The following is a 21,761-nucleotide window of genomic DNA, read 5'->3' as shown; positions in this document are numbered from 1 at the left end:
GCCGACGAAGGGGTGGTGACAAGGGCAGTCATGGCAGTCCTCCTTCGACAGTCGGGTTGAGACAAGGCCGCGAGTGTGATCGGCTGCGGCCGCAGCGTCAATCTCCTTTGCAGCCGGCCGAGAGGGCCATGTGCCGAGGCCGAGTGTGTGCGCTAGTCCACAGTCCCCAGCACGGCTTACCCCTAGGGTTTACCCGTTGATTGGTATAAACCCTATACTGCACTGCACAAACACGAATCCAAACCGGGTTCGGTTCTTTTCGATTGGAGTACACACATGTCCGCATCCATGACATTCGGCCGCGCTACCCGCACGACCATTCCGCGTGGTTCCCGCATGTTCGCCAATGGCGCCGCCGTGATCATCGGCCTGCTGCGCCGCATGGACACCTGGCAACTCAAGCAAGCCAAGACCGAGCCGCAAACGGCCCAACAAGTGCTGGACTGGGCGCGTCGCATCGAGACCACGGACCCCGGCTTTGCCGCCGACCTGCGCGCCGCGGTCTACCGTTCGCAAGAACAGCAGTGAGTCCCGGGGCCCGGTTGAGCCGCTCCAGACGGAGCGGAAACAACCGATAACATGCTGGTCGAGGCCGCGGCCCGGTGCATCGCGCCGGTTGCCGGGGCCCGTATCTGGCAAGGATGTTGTGCATGGCCCCGCTGCTTTCCGACCGGCTCGTTGGCATGGATGCCCCCGTTGAACGCCGGGCCTGCCTGCGGCAGTTGCTGGGATTGGGCGCGATCGGCCTGAGCGGTTGCGCCAGCCCGCGCATCCAGGGACCGGCAGATTCCAGCGAAGGGGTGCCTGCGTTCTCCGCATCCCCCATGGGCAGCACGCAGCCGACCGGCTGGCTGCCTTATGTGATCCGGCGCGACAAGGCCGCCACGCAGTACACCATCGTTCCCGGCAACGATCGCCCGGTGCTGCATGCGCGGTCCAGCGCCGCGGCCAGTGGCATGCGCTGCGCCGTGCGCATCGACCCGCACCGTGCGGCGCAGCTGCGCTTCAGCTGGCGGGTGCAACAGATCTCGTCGCCGCCCGCGGTCGACACGCCGGAGCGCGACGACTCGCCCGCCCGCGTGATCCTGGCTTTCGACGGCGACCACGCGAAGCTGTCGCTGCGTGACCGGCTGCTGTTCGATCAGGTCGAACTGTTCACCGGGCATCGTGTGCCCTACGCCACGCTGATGTACGTGTGGGACGGCACGCTGCCGCCGGAGACGGTGGTGCACAACCACCGCACATCCCGCGTGCGCTACCTGACGGTGGAAAGCGGCGCCGGCCGCTGGTTGCACTATGAACGGAACGTGGTGGCCGATTTCCAGCGCGCATTCGGCGAAGCGCCCGGCCTGATCACCAGCGTGGGCGTGCTGACCGACAGCGATGCGACGAAGCACGACTTCCAGACCTGGTACGGCGATATCAGCCTCAGCCGGCGACGCGGCGCTTGAGCCACCGCCTCAAACACCGGCGGCCGCCGGCGCGCCCGGCAGCGGCAAACGCAGCGTGACCTCCAGCCCCGGCTGCGCGTTGCGGAAGCGCAGCTCGCCGCCGTGCGATTGCGCCACCAGCCGGCACAGGTACAGCCCCAGCCCCACGCCACCGCTGCTGCGAGTGCGCGCCGTGTCCGGCCGGTAGAACGGCTGGGCCAGCCGCGCCAGATCGGCGTCGGCCACGCCTGGTCCATGGTCCCGCACCACCAGGCTCAGCGCCTGCGCGTCCGCACTGCTCAGTACCTGCACAGGCCGCGTCGATCCAGCGCTATGCCGCAGCGCATTGTCGAGCAGGTTGCGCAGCAGCATCTGCATGCGGGCCCGGTCCAGCGGCAGGCGCGGGAGCGCGGGATCCAGGCGCAACGCAAAGGCCTGGCCGGAAAAATGCTGTGCAACCACCTCCCGCAGCAAGGCCTGCAGGTCGCTGTCCTCGCGCTGCAACGCGGCATGGCCGCCGGCCAGGCGCTCACTTTCCAGCAGGTCGCTGACCATGTCGCGCATCAGCGCCAGGTCACGCAGCAGCGCATCCCGCGCCTCGCCCTCGGCCACCAGTTCGGCATTCAGCCGGGCTCGCGTCAGCGGCGATCGCAGTTCGTGGCTGATCGCCAGCAGCAAGCCGCGCTGGCCTTCCAGCAGCTGCTGCAGACCACTGGCCATGCCGTTGACCTGGGCCGCCAGGTCCCCGAGCTCGTCGTTGCGCCGCAGTGGGATCGGCTGCGAAAAGTCGCCGCCGCCGTAGCGCAGCGCGCCGGCGCGAATGTCATCGAGCGGCCGGAACAGGTGGCGCACATAGGCAAAGGCCAGGCCCAGCAGCAGCAGCAAACCGGTGAGCGCGACGCCCACCACGACATGGCGCCGGTCGTCGGTGTGCCACTCGCCCAGGCCGAAGCGGACCACATGGCCGTCGGCGGTAGTTCGGCTCAGAAACGTCTGCACGGCGGGGTCGTAACCGCTGCGCACGCGTACATGCGAGGCCCAGTTCACCGTGGGCCCTTCGATGCGCACGGCAATCGGCAGGCGTTGCACCAGCGCCTGCGCGCGCACGATGTCGGGCGGGCTGCCGATCTCGGCGGCCAGCCGATCGACGTAGTCCTTGAACAGCGGTTGCACCAGCTCGCGCCAGCCAGTGGCAATGACCTGGCGGGTGCCGCCGATGAAGACCAGCGTGGTGCCCAGCGCCAGCAGCAGGAACAGCGCCACCAGCCGCCAGCGCAGCGAATGGCGGAAGCGGCGATGCCATTCGCGGTGACGGTGGCGGTGCCAGGGCGGCAAGCAGGGCTCCGGCTCGCGGCTCAAATGCTGCGCGCCAGCGCGAACGTGTAGCCGGCGTTGCGCAAGGTCTTGATGCAGGCCACCGGCTCCAGCTTGCGCCGCAAGCGGCTGACCAGGATGTCGACCGCGCGGGTGTACAGATCGGCATCACGGCCGCGCAGGCGGTTCAGGATGTCGTCGCGGCTCCACACCTTGTGCGGCTCGCGCGCCAGCAGCAGCAACAGCTCGAATTCAGTGCCGGTGAGCTCGATGGCCTCGCCCTGGCGCCGCACTTCGCGACGCTCGGTGTCGATCAGCAGGCCGTCGAAGCGCAGCTGCGTGGCGGGCGGCTCCGCCGCCGCCGGTCGCACGCGCCGCAGGATGGTCTGGAGGCGCGCGGCCAGTTCACGCGGCTCGAAGGGCTTGGGCAGGTAGTCGTCGGCGCCGAGTTCGAGGCCGACGACACGGTCGGTCAGGTCACCGCGCGCGGTGAGCATCAGCACGGGGATGTCGCTGTCGCGGCGGATGCGCCGGCAGACCTCGAAGCCGTCCATCTCCGGCAGCATGACGTCCAGGATCACCGCATCGACACCGCCTTCGGCCAGCCGCGCCAAGCCGTCGCTGGGGCGCAGCGCCGACAACAGCTCGAGGTCAAAACGCCGCAAGTAAGCGGCCAAGGGTGGCGCCAGGTGTTCGTCGTCGTCGATCAGCAGGATGTGGTGCATGAAGGCGGTTCACAGCCAGCGCCGGACGCTGGCCGCATAGTCACTGTACCAACCGCCGAACACCTGCCGCAGCCGCTGCTCCTCGAAGGGCACGTGCACCCACGCGACGATGCTGAAGAACAGCAGCGCGGCCAGCACCAGCAAGGGCGAGCCCAGCGCCACCGCCAGGCCGGCGATGGCCACGGTGAGGCCCAGGTACATCGGGTTGCGGCCGAAGCGGAACGGGCCTTCGTCGACCAGCATGGTCGGCATGCCGGTCGGGAAGATCGTCGTCTGCGCCTGGCGGAAGCACCAGGCGGCCCACAGCATCCAGGCCATGCCGGCCAGCGCCAGCCCGGCGCCCAGCGCGGGCAGCCGGCCCAGCGGCGCGGCCGTGCCCCACAACATCAGGTGCCCGGTGAGTGCGAGCACGCCCAGACCCTGCGCCAGCCGTGGCGGACGCAGGCTCACCCATCGTGCGGCCACCATGATGGCCTCAGCCTTGCCAATGCCCGTGACGGCCGTGACGGCCGCGGGCCATGAACTCGCGCAGCTTCTGCTGCTGCTCCGGACGCAGGCTGTCGTAGAAGTCGCCGAAGGCCGTCACCAGCACCGGCGAGTGTTCGCGCACCGCGCTGGTCTTGCCTTCTATCAGCGCCTGGGCCTTGGCGCGGTCGAACTGCGCCCCGGCGACCAGCGCTTGCAGATCCGCGCGCGGGTTCGGCGTGCCGGCCACCAGCGCGTTGCGTTGCGCTTTCACCGCGTCGGCCAGCACACCCAGCCGGGTGCGCTGCGCGTCGTCGAGCTGCAGTTCGCGGCTGGCCTTGTCGATGACCCGTTCGCGCAGCTTGGCGGCGTCGGCCTCGCTCATCGGCCAGCTGCCATGGCCATAGCGGTGGTGGGAACATGCAGCCAGGCCGCCACCGACCAGCAAGGTGGCGCCGAAGAGGCCGATCAGGGTGCGTTTGAGCCAGCGTCGCATGGTGTGTGCTTTCGATCCCGTGTTGAACATGGCCCGCATCGTCGCCGGGCGGCTCGCGGCGGTCTTCTCACCGCGGTATCGGCGTGTATCGTTTCTTTTCATCGCTATGCTGGCGCCGTGACATTGCCGCCGCTGATCCACGCCGACGACGCGCTGTTGGCCGTCGACAAACCCGCCGATCTGCTGGCGGTGCCAGGCCGGGGCCCGCAGAACGCCGATTGCGTTTCGGTCCGTGTGCAGCGGGTGTATCCCGACGCGCTGATCGTGCACCGCCTCGACATGGCCACCTCGGGTCTGCTGCTCTTGGCGCGCGGGCCGGTGGTACAGCGCGCGCTGAGCGTCGCGTTCGCCGAACGCCGCGTCGACAAGACCTATGTCGCGGTGGTGGATGGCCTGATCGCCGACGACAGCGGCGAAATCACGTTGCCCCTGATCGCCGATTGGCCGAACCGGCCACGCCAGAAGGTCGACATCGACCACGGCAAGCCTTCATTGACGCGCTGGCACGTGCTCTCGCGCGACGAGGCGAGTGGCCGCACGCGCGTGGCACTGCACCCTTTCAGCGGCCGCTCGCATCAGCTGCGTGTGCACCTGATGGCCATCGGCCACGCCATCGTCGGCGACACCCTGTACGCACCACCCACAGTGGCCACCGCCGCAGCGCGGCTGCTGCTGCACGCCAGCCGGCTGCAGCTGGCGCATCCGCTCACCGAACAAGCCCTGGACTTGCGCAGCGCGCCGCCGTTCTGAACCCGGTGCTGCGACAGGTCCTGCTGCTCGCCGGCCGGCCCCAGGCCTGACGTATGCTGCGCCGCATGGCTCAACACCTCTTCATCGTTACCGGCTCATCACGCGGTGTTGGCGCCGCACTGGTCGAGCAATTGCTGCAACCCGGCCACATCGTGCTCGGCATCGCGCGGCACGCGAATGCCACGCTGCAGGCCCGCGCCGACGCGGCAGGCTGGCGGCTCGAACAATGGGAGTCCGATCTCGGCGACCCACTGCCGGTGGCCGACACGCTGCGCCGATGGCTGGCGGCGTTCGACCCCGCGCTGTTGGGCAGCGCCAGCCTGATCAACAACGCCGGCGCCATCGGCGGTGGTGCGCCGCTGGGCCGGATCCCGTTGCCGGTGCTGTCGAATGCGCTGCGTGTCGGGCTCGAAGCAGCGCTGTTGCTGTGCGCGGCCTTCCTCGACGTCACTGCCGATTGGCCAGGCCAGCGCCGGGTGATGAACATCTCGTCCGGCCTGGGCCGGCGCGCCATGGCCGGCAGCGCGGCCTACTGCGCCGCCAAGGCCGGCATGGACCACCTGAGCCGCGTTTTGGCGCTGGAACAGGCCACGCTGCCGAACCCGGCGCGCGTGGTGGCAATGGCCCCCGGCGTGATCGACACCGACATGCAAAGCGAACTGCGGGCGATGGACCCGGTGGCCTTTCCGGACCGCGAGCGCTTCGTGCAGCTGAAGGCCGCGGGCCAGTTGCTGAGCCCGCAAGCCTGCGCCGAACAGCTGCTGAAGCGGCTGCACGCACCCGATTTCGGCACCGACGCCGTGGCGGACCTGCGAACGTAGAATCCGCGCCCCGGCTCGCAATCGTCACATGATTGCGTTGCCCGGCACACCCCCATGACCTTGTCCCGCCTGATCGGTGGCTTCGTGCTTCGGCATTGGCGCGCTTATGCCGCGTCAGGGGCGATGTTGTTCATGATTGCGCTGCTGATCGTCTGGCTGCCGCGACAGATCGGCCGCATGGTCGACGGGCTGGTGTCGCAAGGCCTGTCGGGCCCGGCGCTGTGGCGTGAAATCGCCTGGCTGCTGGCCGCCGGCGTATTGATCTACGGCCTGCGGGTGGCCTGGCGCATCCAGCTCTACTCGGCCGCCTACCGCATGGGCGTGGAGTTGCGCACACAGCTGTACCAGCGCCTGGCGCTGCAAGGTCCGCGCTTCTACCAGACGCGCCGCACCGGCGATCTGATGGCCCTGGCCACCAACGATGTCGATGCGGTAGAGATGGCCGCCGGCGAGGCCATGCTCGCCGGCTTCGACGGCACGCTGACCTTGCTGCTGGTGGTGGCGACGATGGCGCTCGGCGTCGACTGGCGCCTGGCGCTGGTGGTGCTGCTGCCGTTCCCAGCGATGGCGCTGTCGTTCTGGTGGATCTCGGGCCACGTGCACGACGCTTCGCGCGAGGCGCTGGACGCCTTCAGCCACCTCAACGACCATGTGCAGGAAACCCTGTCGGGCGTGCGCACCCTGCGCGCGCTGGGGCTGGAAGCGCGCAGCAGCCGGCGCTTCGCCGAACTGGCCGATGCGGCGGCCATCACCAGCCTGAAGGCCCAGCGCTGGGAAGCCACCTACGAGCCCGCGGTGGGTTTCACCTTGACCGCCGCCATCGTGCTGTCGCTCGGCTTCGGCGGCTGGCTGGTCTGGCGCGGCGAGATGACGGTAGGCCAGCTCACCAGCTTCGGCATGTACCTGGGCCAGCTGATCTGGCCGATGTTCGCCACCGGCTGGGTGCTGTCGCTGATCGAACGCGGCCGCGCGGCCTGGGGCCGGCTGGCACCGGTGCTGGCCGAGCCGCTGGCCATCGACGACCACGGCAGCGTCGAACGTGTGACGCCCGGCACCATCGAGGCCCGCGGCCTGCGCTTCAGCTACCCCGGCCAGTCGCAGCTGGCGCTGAAGGATGTGTCGCTGACCCTGCCGGCCGGCCGCACGCTGGGCCTGGTCGGCCCCACCGGCGCGGGCAAGAGCACCTTGCTGAAACTGCTGCTGCGCCAATGGGCGCCGCAGCACGGCAGCCTCCACTGGAGCGGCGTGGCCGTGGCCGACCACAGCCTGGCCGCACTGCGCGCCGGCATCGCCTGGGTGCCGCAGGAGGCCTTCCTGTTCTCGGCCAGCGTCGCCAATAACATCGCATTGGCGCGGCCTCAGGCCACGCGTGCGATGGTCGAGCAGGCCGCGCGGCAGGCCTGCGTGCACGACGACATCCTGCAGCTGCCGCAGGGCTACGACACGCCGGTGGGCGAGCGCGGCGTCACGCTGTCCGGCGGCCAGCGCCAGCGCGTGGCCATCGCCCGCGCACTGCTGGCCGATGCGCCGCTGCTGCTGCTGGACGACGCGCTGTCGGCGGTGGACACCGAGACGGAGAGCCGCATCCTCGCCGCGCTGCGCGAGGCGCGCCAGGGCCGCACGGTGATCATCGCCAGCCACCGGCTGTCGACGCTGCTCGATGCCGACCAGATCGCCGTGCTGCGCCACGGCCAGGTCAGCGAACTCGGCACGCACCACGAACTCGTCGAGCACGCGGGCTGGTACGCCACGCAATGGCGCGTGCAGCAACTCGAGGCCTCGCTCGATGAAGCCTGAACCGGCACCGGCCGACGAACGCCGCGCCGCATTGGCGCTGCTGCTGCGCGCCGCGGCGCCGGAGAAGGCGCTGCTGCGCACGTCCCTGCTGTGGCTGACGATCGCCACCGCGCTGGAAGCCATCGGCCCGGTGCTGGGCAAGGCCTTCATCGACCGTTACCTGTTGCCGCGCCATGCCGACATCCCGGCCATCGCCGGCCTGCTGGGCGGTGCGCTGGTGGCGGGCTGTCTCGCCGGCTGGCTGCGCTATGGCCAGCTGGTGCGGCTGGCCGGGCTGGCGATGCGCTCGGTGCAGCGCATCCGCGAATCCGTCTACGGCCATGTGCTGCGGCTGCCGATGAGCTTTTTCGATCGCGCAATCACCGGCCAGCTGGTCAGCCGCGTCACCAACGACACCGAGGCGGTGAAGGGCCTGTACGTGCAGGTGCTGTTCGTGATGCTGGACAGCGTGATCATGCTCACCGGCATGATGGTGGTGATGGCGCTGCTGGATTGGCGGCTGATGCTGATCGTGGCCACGCTGGTGCCGGCCGTGTTCGGCATCGTCTGGCTCTACCAGCGCTGGTCGGCGCCGGCGGTGACCAAGAGCCGCGCACTGCGCAGCGACATCAACGCGCAGGCGGCCGAGTCGATCGCCGGCATGCCGGTGATCCAGGCCGCGGGCGCCGACGGCAGCTTCAGCGCCCGCTTCGCGGCAACCAACGCCGCGCACTACGCCGCCCGCCGCGACGAGTTGCGCGCCAATGCCTGGCTGCTGCGGCCGGCGCTGGACTTCCTGAACGTCGCGATGCTGGGCGCGGTGATCGCGGTTTACGGCCACCGCGTCGAAGGCGGCGCCGGTGCCGCGATGAGTGCGGTGCAGGTCGGTGTGCTCTACGCCTTCGTCAGCTACATCGCCCGCGTCGTCGAGCCGCTGATCCAGATCACGATGCAGTTCTCCCAGCTGCAGCAGGCGATGGTGGCTGCCGCGCGCGTGAACACGCTGCTGGACGAAGCCGAAGCGCCCGCGGCGCAGGCCGCCGGCACGGTGAGCGCCGGCGCGATCAGCGTGCGCCAGCTGGACTTCGGCTACCTGCCCGGCCGGCCGGTGCTGCACGGGCTGAACCTGGAGATCGCACCGGGCAGTTTCGTCGGCATCGTCGGCCACACCGGCAGCGGCAAGAGCACGCTGCTGTCGCTGCTGCTGCGCTTTTATGTCGCGCCGCCGGGCACCCTGGTGATCGACGATCAGCCCGTCACCGAGATCGGCGATGAGGCCTTCCGCCGCGCCGTCGGCCTGGTGCCGCAGGAGCCCTTCCTGCTGGCCGCCAGCGCCGCGGAGAACATCGACATGGGTCGCGGCCTGAGCCCCGCCGAGATCGAAGCCGCCGCCCGCGCGGCGCATGCCGACGGTTTCATCCGCCGCCTGGAGCAGGGCTATGCGACACCGCTGGGTGAAGGCGGCGCGCGGTTGTCGGTCGGCGAGAAGCAACTGATCGCCATCGCCCGCGCACTGGCTGGCCGGCCGCGCATCCTGTTCCTCGACGAGGCCACCTCGCACATCGACAGCGAAACCGAAGCCGTGGTGCAGCAGGCGCTCACCGCGCTGCACGGCCGCGTCACGGTGGTGGCCATCGCGCACCGGCTGTCGACGATCCGCGAGGCCGACGAGATCGTCGTGCTGAACCATGGCCGCATCGCCGAGCAGGGCAGCCACGCCGCGCTGATGGCCATCGCCGGCGGCCTGTACCAGCGCCTGGTGCAACTGCAGCAGCTCGAATCGCTGGACAGCGACGCGGCAGACGACGAGGACCTGGCCGCATGAATTCCGATGCCTCACCGCTGCTGCGGCAGCCCGACTTCCTGCGCTTCTGGTGCATGCGCATGGCCGGCACCGCCGCCGGCCAGATGACGATGGTGGCGCTGGGCTGGCAGATGTACGAGCTCACCGGCAGCGCCTGGGACCTCGGCCTGGTCGGCCTGGCGCAGTTCGTGCCGGCGCTGCTGCTGGCGCTGCCGGCTGGCCACACCATCGACCGCAGCGACCGCCAGCGCGTGCTGGCCATCGCCACCGCGGTGCAGATGGCGGTGGCCATCGCGCTGGCCGCGGCCACGCACCAGCAGGTGCTGGGCCGCAACGGCGTGCTGCTGCTGTCGGTCGTGCTCGGTGCCGTGCGGGCCTTCCACATGCCGGCCTCGCAGGCCCTGCTGCCCCAGCTGGTGTCATTCGTGCAGCTGCCGCGCGCGCTGGCGCTGTCGGCCACCGCACTGCAGGGCGCGGTGATCGCCGGGCCGGCGCTCGGCGGCCTGCTGTATGCGGTGCGGCCGGACGTCCTGGTGGCGCTGCGAGCCACCGGCGCCGTGCTGGTCTACGGCGTCTCGGCGCTGTGTTTCGCCGGGGCCTGGCTGGCCGTGGCCGGCCTGCGTCCGCGGCCCGTGCAGCGCGCCAAGGAGTCAGCGTCGCTGCGCTCGCTGTTCGCCGGCCTGGCCTTCATCGCCCAGCGCAAGGTGATGCTGGGTGCGGTTTCGCTGGATCTGTTTGCGGTGCTGCTGGGCGGCGCCACCGCGCTGCTGCCGATCTTCGCCAAGGACATCCTGCAGGTCGGCCCGGCCGGCCTGGGCCTGCTGCGCGGCGCGCCGGCGGTGGGCGCGCTGCTGATGTCGCTGGCGCTGGCCCGCTGGCCGGTGCAGCGCCGCACCGGCGCCTGGCTGCTGGGCGCGGTGGGCGTGTACGGGCTGACGATGGTGGTCTTCGGCCTGTCGACCGCGTTCTGGCTGTCGCTGGTGGCGCTGGCCGTCTCCGGCGCCGCCGACATGATCAGCGTGGTGATCCGCCAGACGCTGGTGCAGCTGGAGACGCCGGACGAGATGCGTGGCCGGGTCAGCGCGGTGAACTCGGTGTTCATCGGCGCCAGCAATCAGTTGGGAGAATTCGAATCCGGCGCTATCGCTGCGTGGCTGGGACCGGTAGCATCCGCGGTGTCGGGAGGCATCGGCACGCTGCTGGTTGTGGTGTCGTGGATGCGGCTGTTCCCTGCCCTTGCGCAGCGTGATCGGCTGGTCCGTGCCGACGACGCGTCGCATCCGGGGGGAACAAAGGCTTGAAAGAGGCTGATTTCCATGCGCTTGCGCAGCTGCTGGAAGGCTTTGGTCTGGGCTTCAGCCTGGCCGACGCCAACGGCCGCGCCCTCGTCGCCAACCGCCACCACCGTGGCCACGCGTCCACCCGCGGCAGCCAGCTGAGCTTGAGCGACGGGCGCCGCATCTCGGTCAGCAAGCGCGCCGAAGCCGAGGCCGACACCCGCTTCAAGCTGCTGGCCGAACACTCGATCGACCTGATCGTCGCGGTGGATGCCGACCTGGCGATCTGTTACGCCTCGCCGGCCACCGAATGCCTGCTCGGCTGCGCACCGCGCGAGCTGAACGGCCACACGCTGGCCGAGTTGTTCGTGCCCGAGGAGCGCGCGGCCTTCATCGCCCGCCACTTCACGAAATCCGCGCAAGGCGGGCGCGGGCCCGACCTGTTCCGCGCGCTGCGCCTCGACGGCAGCACGCGCTGGGTGGAAGCGCGCGTGGCGCCGCTGCCGCCGGGCAACGGCCTGGGCGACTACCTGGTCACGCTGCGCGATGCCGACCAGCGCAAGCATGCCGAAGAAGCGCTGGGCCAGGCCAATGCCGAGTTGTCGGCGCTGGCCTCCACCGATGCACTCACCGGCCTGCCCAACCGCCGCCAGTTCGACAGCACGCTGCAGAAGGAGTGGTACCGGGCGCTGCGCGACGGTACGCCGCTGGCCCTGATGATGATCGACGTCGACCGCTTCAAGCAGCTGAACGACCTGTTCGGCCACCAGACCGGCGACGGTTTCCTGGCGCGGGTCGGCCGCATCATCCGCGACAACGTGCGCCGCGCCGGCGACATGGCCGCGCGTTATGGCGGGGAGGAATTCGCGGTGGTGCTGCCCGGCACGGCGGCCTCGGGTGCGCTGGAGATGGCCGAGCTGATCCGCCGCGCCGTGGCCTCGGCAGATTGCAGTGCGATGGTCGAAGGCGGTTATCCCATCAGCGTCAGCATCGGCGTGGCCGCCAGCGTGCCGCTGGCCGGCGCCGGCGCCACGGCGCTGGTGCACAACGCCGATGCCGCGCTCTACCAGGCCAAACGCAACGGCCGCAACCGCGTCGAGATCCTGCAATGACCACGCCGCAAGACCTGCTGCTCACCGAAGTCCACCCCGCCGGCTACGCGGTGCTGACGCTGAATCGGCCGCAGGCCATGAACGCACTATCACGCAGCCTGCTGACCGCGCTGGCCGACGAGATCGACCGGCTGGCCACCGATCCCGGCGTGCGGGTGCTGATCCTGACCGGCGCCGGCCGCGCCTTCTGCGCCGGGCTGGACCTGAAGGAGATCGGCGCCGGCGAAGGCAGCGTCGGTGGCCTGAAGCCTTCGGGCCAGCGCGCCAAGGACCCGGTGCAAGCCCTGGCCCGCTTCGACGGCCCGGTGATCGGCGCAATCAATGGCGCGGCGGTCACCGGCGGCTTCGAACTGGCGCTGGCCTGCGACATCCTGCTGGCCAGCCCGGAGGCGCGCTTCGCCGACACCCATGCCCGCGTCGGCATCGCGCCGGGCTGGGGTCTGTCGCAGAAGCTGTCGCGGGTGATCGGGCCGTACCGCGCGCGTGAAGTCTCGTTCACCGGCAACTGGGTGCCGGCCGAGCAGGCCGCCGCCTGGGGCCTGGTGAACCGCGTGGTGCCGGCCGACGATCTGCTGACGCAGGCCCGCGCGCTGGCGCAGGACATGCTGGGCACGCTGCCGGCGATGTTGAGGCGCTACAAGGCCATCATCAATGAAGGCTACGCCCTGCCCTTGGGTGAAGCCCTGGCACTGGAACGCCAGCGTGCCGCGGCCTTCAACAGCGAAGTGGATGCGGGTGGGGTGGAGCAGCGCCGCGAAGCGGTGCGGGAACGCAACCGCCGCAGTTAGGGCAAAAAAGAACCCCTGGCGCCTGCGCACCAGGGGTCAATGCTCCTCATCGCTTCGCCGCTGCAGACGCCGGAAGCATCGGTTCCAGCACAGCGACATGCGCAGACTACGCCCCCGCGGCCCAACTGGCATCCGTAGAAAACCACAGGAACTTTCCGGGGCATGCAAGATTCCACACCAGTTGACTTTGGTCAGCCGCTTGAATCAATGTGGCTCTGCCACTTGACTCAACCCCCTTGGGGGGCCTGACGCGAAGCGGCAGGTTTGGGGGCTCTCTCACGCGCCTGACCCGGCCCCCAGCCAGCTTGCCAAGTCGGTCTTCAACTGGGCCAGATCGGCAGTGCGGGTGTAGAACATGTGGCCGGCGTCGTAGTAGCGGTGCGTGATGCGCGCCAGCACCTCGGCCGGCGCATCCACCTGCGCCAAGGACCAGTCCGACGCCGAATACGGCGTGCCCAGGTCGTAGCGCCCGCTGGCGACGAACACCCGCAGGTGCGGATTGCGCCGCAGGGCCCGCGCCAGGTCGGTGCTGGTGCAGGTGAAGCCATTCGCCTCGCGCACGCCCTCGGCGCTGCCGCGCCCCCAGTTCCAGGCCTTGTTCACCTCCAGCGACAGCACCTCGTAGCGCGCATCGGTCGGGATGCCCAGCGAAGCGAAATAGGCCAGTGACGCGGTGGTGTAGGGCGCCACCAGCGCCTCGATGCCGGGGTCGAACTCCCACTCACGCGTGCGGCTGGCCGCCATCGGCCCGGTGACCCGCGCCTCGAGCCGGCCGACGATGCGGCCCTCATCGCGCAGCGCGTCGAAGAAGAAGCACTGGTCGTTGATGCGCAGGTTCTTTTCCTGCACCAGCGCCGGCGGCAGGCCGGTGAGTTCGGCGATGCGCTTTTCGATGCGGCTGCGTGCGCGGCCGTCCAGCCGGGAGCCGGCGTGCAGCGCGGTCAGGTAGTCTTCGGCGACAAAGGCCTCGGCAGCGGCGCGCGCCGCCTCGGGCGACGCGGCCAATGCGCCCTTCAAGCGGCCGTGGTATTGCGCCACGTTGGCAAAACCCGGCAAGTACAGTGCATACGGCAGGTCGTTGCGCGGCGCGAAGATCAGGCTCTGCAGGTCCATCGCGCAGGACACCAGGATCACACCCTCGAAGCCCAGGCCATGGGCTTGCATCTTGTCGGCCAGCGCAGCGCCGCGCGTTGTGCCATAGCTCTCGCCGGCCAGGTACAGCGGAGCGCCGAAGCGCCCGTTGCTGGCCAGCCAGCCGCGCATCACCTCGGCCAGCGCATCGACATCCCCGTCCACCGACAGCAGGGTTTTGCGCGCGGCATCGCTGGCGGACAACGAGAAGCCAGTGTGCGGCGGGTCGATGAACACCAGGTCGAAGTGTTCCAGCCAGGTCAGCGGGTTGTCGACCACCGCATAGGGCGCCCGCGGCATCGAGCCGTCGTCGTTCATCGGCACGCGCTTCGGGCCCAGCGCGCCCAGGTGCAGCCAGATCGAGGCCGAACCGGGCCCGCCGTTGAACACGAAACACACCGGGCGCGGCGTACCGTCGCCGGCCGGCACGCTGTAGGCGATGGTGAACACCGCCGCCTGCAACTCGCCGCGCTGCGCATCGATGCCGCCCTGCGTCACCGGCACGAAGGCCGCGCGCACGGCGTAGTCCAGCCGCCGGCCGCTGGCCAGCGTCACGCCGCCGCTGGCCAGCACCGGCGCACGGGCCAGCAGTTGTTCGGCCCGCTCGCGCTGGCGCTTGTCGCCGTCGGACTCGGGCTTGGTGCTGGTGGCGGGGCTGTCGCTCATCGGGTCTCCAGGTGGGTGGTGTGCAGGAACTGTGCATAACGCGCGAGATCCACGTTACCGCCCGACAGGATCACGCCGACGCGCTGGCCGCGCAGGTCGACCGCACCCTCGAGCACCGCCGCCGCGGCCAAGCAGCCGGTGGGCTCCACCACCTGCTTCAAGCGCTCGGCAAAAAAGCGCATCGTCGTGATCAGCTGCGCGTCGCTGACCGTCAGCACGCGCGCCACCAGCGCCTGGATCACCGGGAAGGTATGCTGGCCGCTGGCCTGGGTCTGTGCGCCGTCCGCAATGGTCTGCGGCACATCGATGTGCACGATCTCGCCGCGCGCCAGGCTCTGCTGCGTGTCGTTGCCGGCTTCGGGCTCGACACCGATGACCTGGATGTCCGGCAGCCGGTGCTTGGCCGCCACCGCGCAGCCGGAGATCAAGCCGCCGCCGCCGACACAGACCAGCAGCGCATCGAGCGTGCCGACCTCATCGACCAGCTCAAGGGCCGCCGTGCCCTGCCCGGCCATCACATGCGGATGGTCGTAGGGCGGGATCAGCGTCAGCCCGCGTTCAGCGGCAATGCGCCGTCCTATCGCCTCGCGGTCTTCGCGGTAGCGGTCGTAGAGCACCACCTCGCTGCCCGGCTGCTCGGCCTGGTACTCGCGCGTGGCGGCCAGCTTGGCGGCCGGCGCGTCCTGCGGCATCACGATCACCGAGGGCATGTCCAGCAGGCGGGCCGATAGCGCAATCGCCTGCGCATGGTTGCCGGAGCTGAAGGCCAGCACGCCGCGCTGGCGCTGCGCCGGTGTGAACTGCGACAGCGCGTTGTACGCGCCGCGGAACTTGAAGGCGCCCATGCGCTGCTGGTTCTCGGCCTTGAAGAACAGCTGCGCGCCGGTGCGTGCATCGGCCGTGCGCGAGCGCAGCACGGGCGTGCGGTGAGCCACGCCGGCCAGGCGGGCGGCAGCGGCTTCGACGTCGGCAAAGCCGATGGCAAGAGGGTTCATCGTGTGCTCGGGCTCAGTGGGGAACAGGCGGATCAGCGGGGCGCGTCCGGGCCCTGGAAACCGCCCTGGCGGAAGGTCAGCACCAGCGTGTCGCGGTGGCCGCCGGCGGCCGCATCGACCGGCTGGATCGGCGTGCTCTCGTGGATCACGCGCGCATCGTCCAGCAGCAAGGCGCTCCACGGCTCGCTCAGCGTGAAGCGCACGCCTTGCGGGCCGCGCGCGTCGAACACCCGCGTCTCGCCGCCCTTCACGCCGCTGCGCCCGACCATCAGCACGGCCACCAGGTCGACGCCGTCGCGGTGTGCCCCTTCGGGCGTCGGGCGGCCGATGCCGTCGGTGGTGTCGATGCGGAACGGGTGCGCTTCGACATACCAGCGCGCACCCGGTACACCGCGCAGCCGGCCGGCCAGATCGGCCAGCGCCGCCAGCAACTGGGCCCACGGCGCGTCGTGTGTCATCGCCGGGTGCATCGGCTCGAACCAGCGCTCGATCCCGCCGTGCAGCGCGTTGTAGTCCAGCGGCTGCCAGTGCGCCCGGTTGGGCACCGGCTGCAGGCGTTGACCTGCCTGCGCGCCACCGGGCGCCACCGTGAAGCAGGCGTGGCGCCGGCGGCGGTAGCGGCCGCCGTCGCGCAAGTAGCCGTCGGGCGGCAGGTCGTCCCAGCAGGCATGCCAGGCCTCGAAGGCCTGCGGCGCCGCACCGGCCAGCCGCGCCAGCGAGGCCGCGTCCAACACGGCATAGCCGCTGGCCGCCAGCTGGGCGTCCAGGTCGGTCAAGGCGGTCAGGGGCGGCGGCAAGCTCATGCTCGGGGTCCTCGTGTCGGATGGGGCGGTGCGCGAAATAGTCTGACTAGTCTGTCAGCGCAGATCGGCCTTGCCGCGTTAGGGGAAGGCCGATTCTGACCTCTGATGAACAGCCGCGAATCCTCTGCCCTGCCCAGCCTGCTCGACTGGGTCGATTTCAAATGGCTGATGGCCTCCCAGGGCCGCCGGGTCGACGTGGATCGGCTGCAGTGCGACAGCGGTTATGCCGAACAATGCGTGGCCCTGGCGCTCACCCTGCCCTCCGAACTGCTGCGCCGCCTGGCGCTGAAACTGCGGCGCCAGGCCGCCGCCGCGCCGCGCTGAGTCCGGCTCGCCGGCCCCCGTGGATGCAGGGTGATCCCTGGTTTTTGCACGGCCCGCTCGGACATTCACGCCGTTAGACTGCGGCACCTCGTCGTGCCTGGCCCTGCCGGTGCGGCCCGCCCGCAGCAACCCCCGCCACGATGACCTTGCCGCCCGCGCCGCCGGCCATGCCGGCCATCGCCGCTTACGAGCTGCTCGACCTGCCGGTCGCCCTGGCCGATGCCCAGGGGCGCGTGCAGGCCGTCAATGGCGCGTTCATGGCGTTCACGCACATCGCGGAAGCGGCGGCGGTGGGCCAGCGTTTCGATGAACTGCTGTGCGGGCCCGCGACCGACCCGGTGATGCGGCTGTGGCTGGGCCAGCGCCTGAAGTCGGCCCAGGGTTTTGCCCCCGTGGATTTCACCGGGCGCGATGCCCGCGGCCAGCCCTTGCATTGCCGGCTCGGCATGCGCAGCGCCGAGCGCCAGGGCAGCACCGGCCTGGTGCTGTCGCTGCAGCCCACGGGCCGCCAACACCAGTTGCAACAGGACAACCAGCACCTGGCCGGTTTGATGGAGATGGCACAGGACTATGGCCGCCTCGGCGTCTGGGAGCGCGACTTGCGCACGCGCGAGGGCCGCTGGGACCGCCATGTCTGGCAGCTGTGGGGCTTGACGCCGCGGGACGGCGCGCTGCCCTTCGAGCAGGCCGTTCAGAGCGTGCTCGCCGAAGACCGCGAAGCGCTGCGGGCCGCCTACGCCGAATCGGCGCAGCGCTGCGGCATGCATTCGATGCGCTTCCGGGTGCGCGCGGCCGATGGCAGCCTGCGCCATCTGCGTTCGCAATGGCAGACCCACCCGGGTGCCGATGGCCGGCCCGAACGCGCGCAGGGCATCCTGATGGACGACACCGAGGCGTTCCGCCTGGCCCAGTCGCACGGCGAAACCCATGCCCAGCTGCGCCTGGCGATGGAGCTGGCCGACATCATGGTCTGGCGCTACGACCATGCGCAGCGCCGGCTGTTCACCAGCGACAGCGGCTGGGCCCTGCTGCACCGCGCGCCGCAGCCCGAAGGCATCGCCGTCGAGTCGCTGGGTCCCTTCGTCCACGCCTCTGATCTGCCCGAGGTGCTGGCCCGCATCCGCCGGGCCGAAACCCAGGACGGCCCGGTCGAGGTGGGAACACGCTACCAGCGCGGCGACGGCCAGATGCGCTACCTGCTCACCCGCTGCATCGCGCAGCGCAACGAGCAAGGCGAGTTCACCGGCTACCTCGGCGTGGCGCTGGACCTGACCGAGCGCTTCGTGCAATCGCAGCGCGAGATGGAGCTGGCGCGCCGGCTGGAGATGGCCACCAGCGCGGCCGGCGTGGCGATCTGGACGCAGGACATCGACACTGGCGAGATGCACTGGGACGACCAGATGCGGCTGCTGCACGGCGGCCGTGATGCCGCCGTGGCCACCAGCATGGACGATTACCGTGCCCGTTATCTGCACCCGGACGATCACGCGTCGGCGCTCGAAGCCATCCGCACGCTGCTGAGCCGCAAAAGCGGGATGGTGGACCTGGACCTGCGCATCCGGCGCTCCGACGGCACGATGCGGCGCGTGGCCTCGCGCACCTCGATCGAGAGCGGCTCGCACGGCATCACGCTGTATGGCGTGATGCTCGATGTCACCGAGCGCCACGCCGCCGAACGCCGGCTGCGCGACGCCTCGGAGCGCGTGGCACTGGCCACGCGCGGCGCCGGCATCGGCACCTGGGAGACCGATCTCGACGGTGAAATCGGCGTGTGGGACGAGCAGATGTTCCGCCTGCGTGGCCGCGAGCCACGCGCCGCGCCGGTGGGTCGCGCGGAGCGCAACACCTGGATCCATCCGGATGACCTGGCCGCGACGCGGGGCGAGTTGGTGAACGCGATTGCCGAAGGCCGACCCTCGGACGCGGTGTTCCGCGTGATCTGGCCCGACGGCAGTGTGCACTGGCTGGCCTCGCGCTCGGTGCCGGTGGACGACGAGCATGGCCGCGGCGTGCGCCGCATCGGCATCAACTGGGACGTGACCGACGCCCATGCTGCCGCCCAGGCGCTGCAGGACAAGCAGCTGGCGCAGCGCGAGAGCCAGGCCAAGTCGCAGTTCCTCGCGCGCATGAGCCACGAGTTGCGCACGCCGCTGAATGCCGTGCTCGGTTTCGCGCAGCTGCTGCTCACCGATGGCCCGGCCCAGGACGAAACGCTGCGCCGCCGCCGCGTCGAGCACATCCACGCCGCCGGCGAGCACCTGCTCTCGCTGATCAACGACGTGCTGGACCTGTCCAGCCTGGAGTCCGGCGAGCTGCCGCTGCAGCTGGCACCGGTGGCGCTGCCGGCGCTGCTGCAATCGGTGCTGCCGCTGGTCGAGAACCTGGCCCACCAGCACGGCGTGCAACTGCGCCTCGGCGAACTGGACTTTGCCGTGCGCGCCGATCCGATGCGGCTGCGCCAGGTGCTGATCAACCTGCTGAGCAACGCCATCAAGTACAACCGGCCCGATGGCCATGTGCAGGTGGAAGCCCGGCGCGAAGACGGGACGATCGTGCTGCAGGTGCGGGACAGCGGCCGCGGCATGAGCGCCCAGCAGCTGCAGCACGTCTTCGAGCCCTTCAACCGCCTGGGCGCGGAGCGCGAAGGCATGGCCGGCACCGACATCGGCCTGGCCATCGCGCAGGCTTCCATGCAGCACATGGGCGGCAGCGTGACGGCGGGCAGCGACGTCGGTGTCGGCAGCTGCTTCACGCTGCACCTGCCGGCCGCCGAACCCGGCCACGACACGGTTGGTGTCCTCGAACCGGTGCTGCCGGCCCCCCCTGCGCTGCACCACCTGCTCTACATCGAGGACAACCCGGTCAATGTGATGATCGTCAGCGAGCTGATCGGCCGGCGGCACGACCTGCAGCTGGAGTCCGCGCCCGATGGCCGCAGCGGCATCGAACTGGCCCGCGCATCAGCGCCCGAGCTGATCCTGGTCGACATGCAGCTGCCGGACTTCGACGGCCACGAGGTGCTGCGCCGCCTGCGCGCCGACCCCGCAACGGCCGGCATCCGCTGCATTGCGCTGTCGGCCAACGCGATGCCGGAAGACATCCGCCACGCGCTGGCCGCCGGATTCGACGACTACTGGACCAAGCCGCTGGACTTCCGGCGCTTCATGGGCGCGCTGGATCAGCTGTTCGGCGCAGAGCCATAGAGATGGCGCACCCGATCAATCCAGCAATCCTCGATCGCGCAGCATCGGCTCGATGCGTGGGTCGCGGCCGCGGAAGGCCCGGTAGGCCTCGCCCGGCTCGATGCTGTCGCCGCTGCCGTAGATGTAGCGCCGCAGCCGCGCCGCCACCTCGCGGCTGAACACGTCGCCGGCTTCGACGAACGCGTCGTGCGCATCGGCGTCCAGCACCTCGGCCCACAGGTAGACGTAGTAACCCGCGGCGTAGCTGGAGCCGGAGAACAGGTGCTGGAAATGCGGCAGGCGGTGGTTCAGGCCCACGCCCTGCGGCAGGCCGCGTTCGGCCAGCACGCGGGCTTCGAAGGCGACGATGTCGTCGATCGGCTCCGGGCTCTCGTGCGCTGCCATGTCGACGATGGCGCTGGCGGTGTAGCGCACGGTTTCGTATCCCTGGCCGAACTTGCGCGCGGCCTCGATGCGCTCGATCAACGTATCGGGAATCGGCTCGCCGGTGACGGCATGGCGCGCATGCGCCTTCAGCACCACACGCTCCTGCGCCCAGTGCTCGAACAGCTGCGAGGGCAGCTCGACGAAGTCGCGTAGCACCTGGGTGCCGGACAGGCGCTCGTAAGCCACGTCGGACAGCAGGCCATGCAGGCCATGGCCGAACTCGTGGAACAGCGTGCGCACATCGTCCAGCGACAGCAGCGTGGCCTGGCCCGGCGCGGCCTTGGCGAAGTTGTTGTTGTTCAGGATCACCGGCTGCGAGCGCTCGGCCCCCGGCGCGCCGTTGCGGTGCTGCCAGCGCAGCGAGCTCATCCAGGCGCCGCTGCGCTTGGCCGGGCGCGAGAAGTTGTCGTGCAGAAACAGGCCGATCGGCTGACCGGCGCTGTCGCTCACTTCATAGGCCAGCACGTCGTCGTGGTAGGCGGCCAGGTCTTCGCGGCGCTTGAACTGCACGCCGAACAGGCGCTGTGCGCAGTCGAACACCGCGGCCACCATGTTGGGCAGCGCGAAGTACGGCTTCAGCTCGGCCTCGTCCAGCGCGTAGCGGGCCACGCGCACTTTCTCGGCCCAGTAGCGCCAGTCCCAGGCCTCGATGGGCCCGCTCGCGCCGGCGGCGGCCATCGCTTCGGCGGCCATCGCGCGTTCGCGCTCGACCGCCGGCAGCGCGCGCTGCCACACCTCGTCGAGCAGGGCCCACACCCGTTCGCGGCTGCGCGCCATGGTGTCGGCCAGCGCGAAGTCGGCATAGCTGGCATAGCCCAGCAGTTGGGCCTGTTCGCGGCGCACGGCCAGGATCTCGCGGGCCATCGGCCGGTTGTCGTGCTCGCCAGGCTGCTCGCCACGGCCGACCCAGGCGCGCCAGGCCAGCTCGCGCAGGTCGCGCCGCTCCGAGAAGGTCAGGAAGGGCACGATCAGCGAACGCGACAGCGTGATCACCGCCCCGCCGGGCTGGCCGCGCTCGGCCGCCGCCTGGCGCGCCGCGGCACGCAGGAACTCGGGCAGCCCGGCGAGCGACGCTTCATCGGGCAGCGGCAGCATGAAACTGGCTTCGTCGTGCAGCACGTTCTGCGCGAACGAGGTGGTCAGGCCCGCCAGGCGCTGCATCAGTACGGCATAACGCGCACGCTGTGCGGCCGGCAGCTGCGCGCCGGCGCGCACGAAGCCGGTGTGCGTGCGCTCGACCAGGCGCAGCTGCTCGGGCGTCAGCCCCAGGTTCTGGCGCTGCATGTGCACCGCGTCGATGCGTGCAAACAGCGCGGCATCCTGGTACACCGCACTCCAGTGCGCGGCCAGCGGCGCGGCCATCTCGCGCTGCACGGCCTGCAGCGCCGGCGAGGTGGCCGAGGCCGTGAGGTTGTAGAACACCGCCTGGATGCGCCCCAGCAGCGTGCCGGCGCG

The 21,761-nt window shown here is 70.3% G+C and carries 19 protein-coding genes; 11 read left to right on the top strand and 8 right to left on the bottom strand.

The genetic code is table 11. From position 1 onward, the window contains the following. The first annotated feature begins 276 nt into the window (after positions 1-276). Both VLK61_RS27095 and VLK61_RS27090 read left to right on the top strand, forming a co-directional pair. Positions 277-528: a hypothetical protein gene (locus VLK61_RS27095; RefSeq protein WP_325425899.1), complete on the top strand. Its 252-nt coding sequence runs from the start codon at positions 277-279 to the stop codon at positions 526-528. A gap of 122 nt (positions 529-650) precedes the next feature. Then, on the top strand, positions 651-1,451 hold the full coding sequence (locus tag VLK61_RS27090) for a DUF3047 domain-containing protein (protein WP_325425897.1): 801 nt from the start codon (positions 651-653) through the stop codon (positions 1,449-1,451). 9 nt (positions 1,452-1,460) lie between these two features. Here the strand turns inward: VLK61_RS27090 and VLK61_RS27085 are convergent, their stop codons facing one another. Genes VLK61_RS27085 through VLK61_RS27070 form a run of 4 tightly spaced genes read right to left on the bottom strand, consistent with a single transcriptional unit; the run spans position 1,461 to position 4,430 of the window. Further along, entirely contained in the window at positions 1,461-2,765 is a 1,305-nt protein-coding gene (locus VLK61_RS27085; protein WP_325425895.1) for a HAMP domain-containing sensor histidine kinase, read from the bottom strand. A 20-nt stretch (positions 2,766-2,785) separates the two neighbouring features. Further along, the gene (locus tag VLK61_RS27080; protein WP_325425893.1) at positions 2,786-3,469 is read right to left on the bottom strand and encodes a response regulator transcription factor; all 684 of its coding nucleotides are present in this window, start codon (positions 3,467-3,469) and stop codon (positions 2,786-2,788) included. A gap of 9 nt (positions 3,470-3,478) precedes the next feature. Continuing rightward, positions 3,479-3,937 carry a methyltransferase family protein gene (locus VLK61_RS27075; RefSeq protein ID WP_325425891.1) on the bottom strand — a complete coding sequence of 153 codons (459 nt, stop codon included), beginning with the start codon at positions 3,935-3,937 and terminating at the stop codon, positions 3,479-3,481. A 7-nt stretch (positions 3,938-3,944) separates the two neighbouring features. Then, on the bottom strand, positions 3,945-4,430 hold the full coding sequence (locus tag VLK61_RS27070; RefSeq protein WP_325425889.1) for a Spy/CpxP family protein refolding chaperone: 486 nt from the start codon (positions 4,428-4,430) through the stop codon (positions 3,945-3,947). Positions 4,431-4,547: 117 nt separating this feature from the next. Here VLK61_RS27070 and VLK61_RS27065 point away from each other — a divergent pair, with 117 nt between their 5' ends. The 7 genes from VLK61_RS27065 to VLK61_RS27035 all read left to right on the top strand — a co-directional run bounded on the left by VLK61_RS27065 (position 4,548) and on the right by VLK61_RS27035 (position 12,758). Beyond that, positions 4,548-5,180 carry an RluA family pseudouridine synthase gene (locus VLK61_RS27065; protein ID WP_325425887.1) on the top strand — a complete coding sequence of 211 codons (633 nt, stop codon included), beginning with the start codon at positions 4,548-4,550 and terminating at the stop codon, positions 5,178-5,180. A 65-nt stretch (positions 5,181-5,245) separates the two neighbouring features. Then, entirely contained in the window at positions 5,246-6,001 is a 756-nt protein-coding gene (locus VLK61_RS27060) for an SDR family NAD(P)-dependent oxidoreductase (protein ID WP_325425885.1), read from the top strand. Between the two features lie 54 nt (positions 6,002-6,055). Continuing rightward, a complete protein-coding gene (locus VLK61_RS27055) occupies positions 6,056-7,798 on the top strand; it encodes an ABC transporter ATP-binding protein (RefSeq protein ID WP_325425883.1) in 1,743 nt (580 codons plus the stop codon). After that, positions 7,788-9,602 (top strand): ABC transporter ATP-binding protein, encoded by a 1,815-nt coding sequence (locus tag VLK61_RS27050; protein ID WP_325425881.1) that lies wholly within the window; start codon positions 7,788-7,790, stop codon positions 9,600-9,602. Before VLK61_RS27055 ends, VLK61_RS27050 begins: the two co-directional genes overlap by 11 nt. Next, the gene (locus VLK61_RS27045) at positions 9,599-10,882 is read left to right on the top strand and encodes an MFS transporter (RefSeq protein WP_325425879.1); all 1,284 of its coding nucleotides are present in this window, start codon (positions 9,599-9,601) and stop codon (positions 10,880-10,882) included. The genes VLK61_RS27050 and VLK61_RS27045 overlap by 4 nt, the downstream gene beginning before the upstream one ends. Continuing rightward, positions 10,879-11,970 (top strand): GGDEF domain-containing protein, encoded by a 1,092-nt coding sequence (locus VLK61_RS27040; RefSeq protein WP_325425877.1) that lies wholly within the window; start codon positions 10,879-10,881, stop codon positions 11,968-11,970. The genes VLK61_RS27045 and VLK61_RS27040 overlap by 4 nt, the downstream gene beginning before the upstream one ends. Continuing rightward, positions 11,967-12,758 carry an enoyl-CoA hydratase gene (locus tag VLK61_RS27035; RefSeq protein ID WP_325425875.1) on the top strand — a complete coding sequence of 264 codons (792 nt, stop codon included), beginning with the start codon at positions 11,967-11,969 and terminating at the stop codon, positions 12,756-12,758. Before VLK61_RS27040 ends, VLK61_RS27035 begins: the two co-directional genes overlap by 4 nt. 276 nt (positions 12,759-13,034) lie before the next feature. On the opposite strand, the gene VLK61_RS27030 is transcribed toward VLK61_RS27035, so the two are convergent. From VLK61_RS27030 to VLK61_RS27020, 3 genes are read right to left on the bottom strand one after another with little or no spacing between them, the layout of a single operon-like run. Further along, positions 13,035-14,555 carry a S10 family peptidase gene (locus VLK61_RS27030; protein ID WP_325425873.1) on the bottom strand — a complete coding sequence of 507 codons (1,521 nt, stop codon included), beginning with the start codon at positions 14,553-14,555 and terminating at the stop codon, positions 13,035-13,037. Then, positions 14,552-15,550 carry a threo-3-hydroxy-L-aspartate ammonia-lyase gene (locus tag VLK61_RS27025; protein ID WP_325425871.1) on the bottom strand — a complete coding sequence of 333 codons (999 nt, stop codon included), beginning with the start codon at positions 15,548-15,550 and terminating at the stop codon, positions 14,552-14,554. Before VLK61_RS27025 ends, VLK61_RS27030 begins: the two co-directional genes overlap by 4 nt. A 32-nt stretch (positions 15,551-15,582) precedes the next feature. After that, complete coding sequence (locus tag VLK61_RS27020; protein WP_325425869.1) at positions 15,583-16,353, bottom strand: 2OG-Fe dioxygenase family protein; 771 nt, start codon at positions 16,351-16,353, stop codon at positions 15,583-15,585. Positions 16,354-16,458: 105 nt separating this feature from the next. On the opposite strand from VLK61_RS27020, the gene VLK61_RS27015 reads away from it, so the two are divergent. Continuing rightward, on the top strand, positions 16,459-16,677 hold the full coding sequence (locus tag VLK61_RS27015) for a hypothetical protein (protein WP_325425867.1): 219 nt from the start codon (positions 16,459-16,461) through the stop codon (positions 16,675-16,677). Positions 16,678-16,817: 140 nt separating this feature from the next. Then, the gene (locus VLK61_RS27010) at positions 16,818-19,880 is read left to right on the top strand and encodes a PAS domain-containing protein (RefSeq protein WP_325425865.1); all 3,063 of its coding nucleotides are present in this window, start codon (positions 16,818-16,820) and stop codon (positions 19,878-19,880) included. 15 nt (positions 19,881-19,895) lie between these two features. On the opposite strand, the gene VLK61_RS27005 is transcribed toward VLK61_RS27010, so the two are convergent. Continuing rightward, positions 19,896-21,761, bottom strand: a 1,866-nt coding sequence (locus tag VLK61_RS27005) for a M3 family metallopeptidase (protein WP_325425863.1), incomplete at its 5' end; no start/stop codon positions are given.

The organism is Aquabacterium sp., from assembly GCF_035476535.1.
GTDB lineage: Bacteria > Pseudomonadota > Gammaproteobacteria > Burkholderiales > Burkholderiaceae_C > Pseudaquabacterium.
This window is presented reverse-complemented; position numbering and strand designations above follow the sequence as displayed.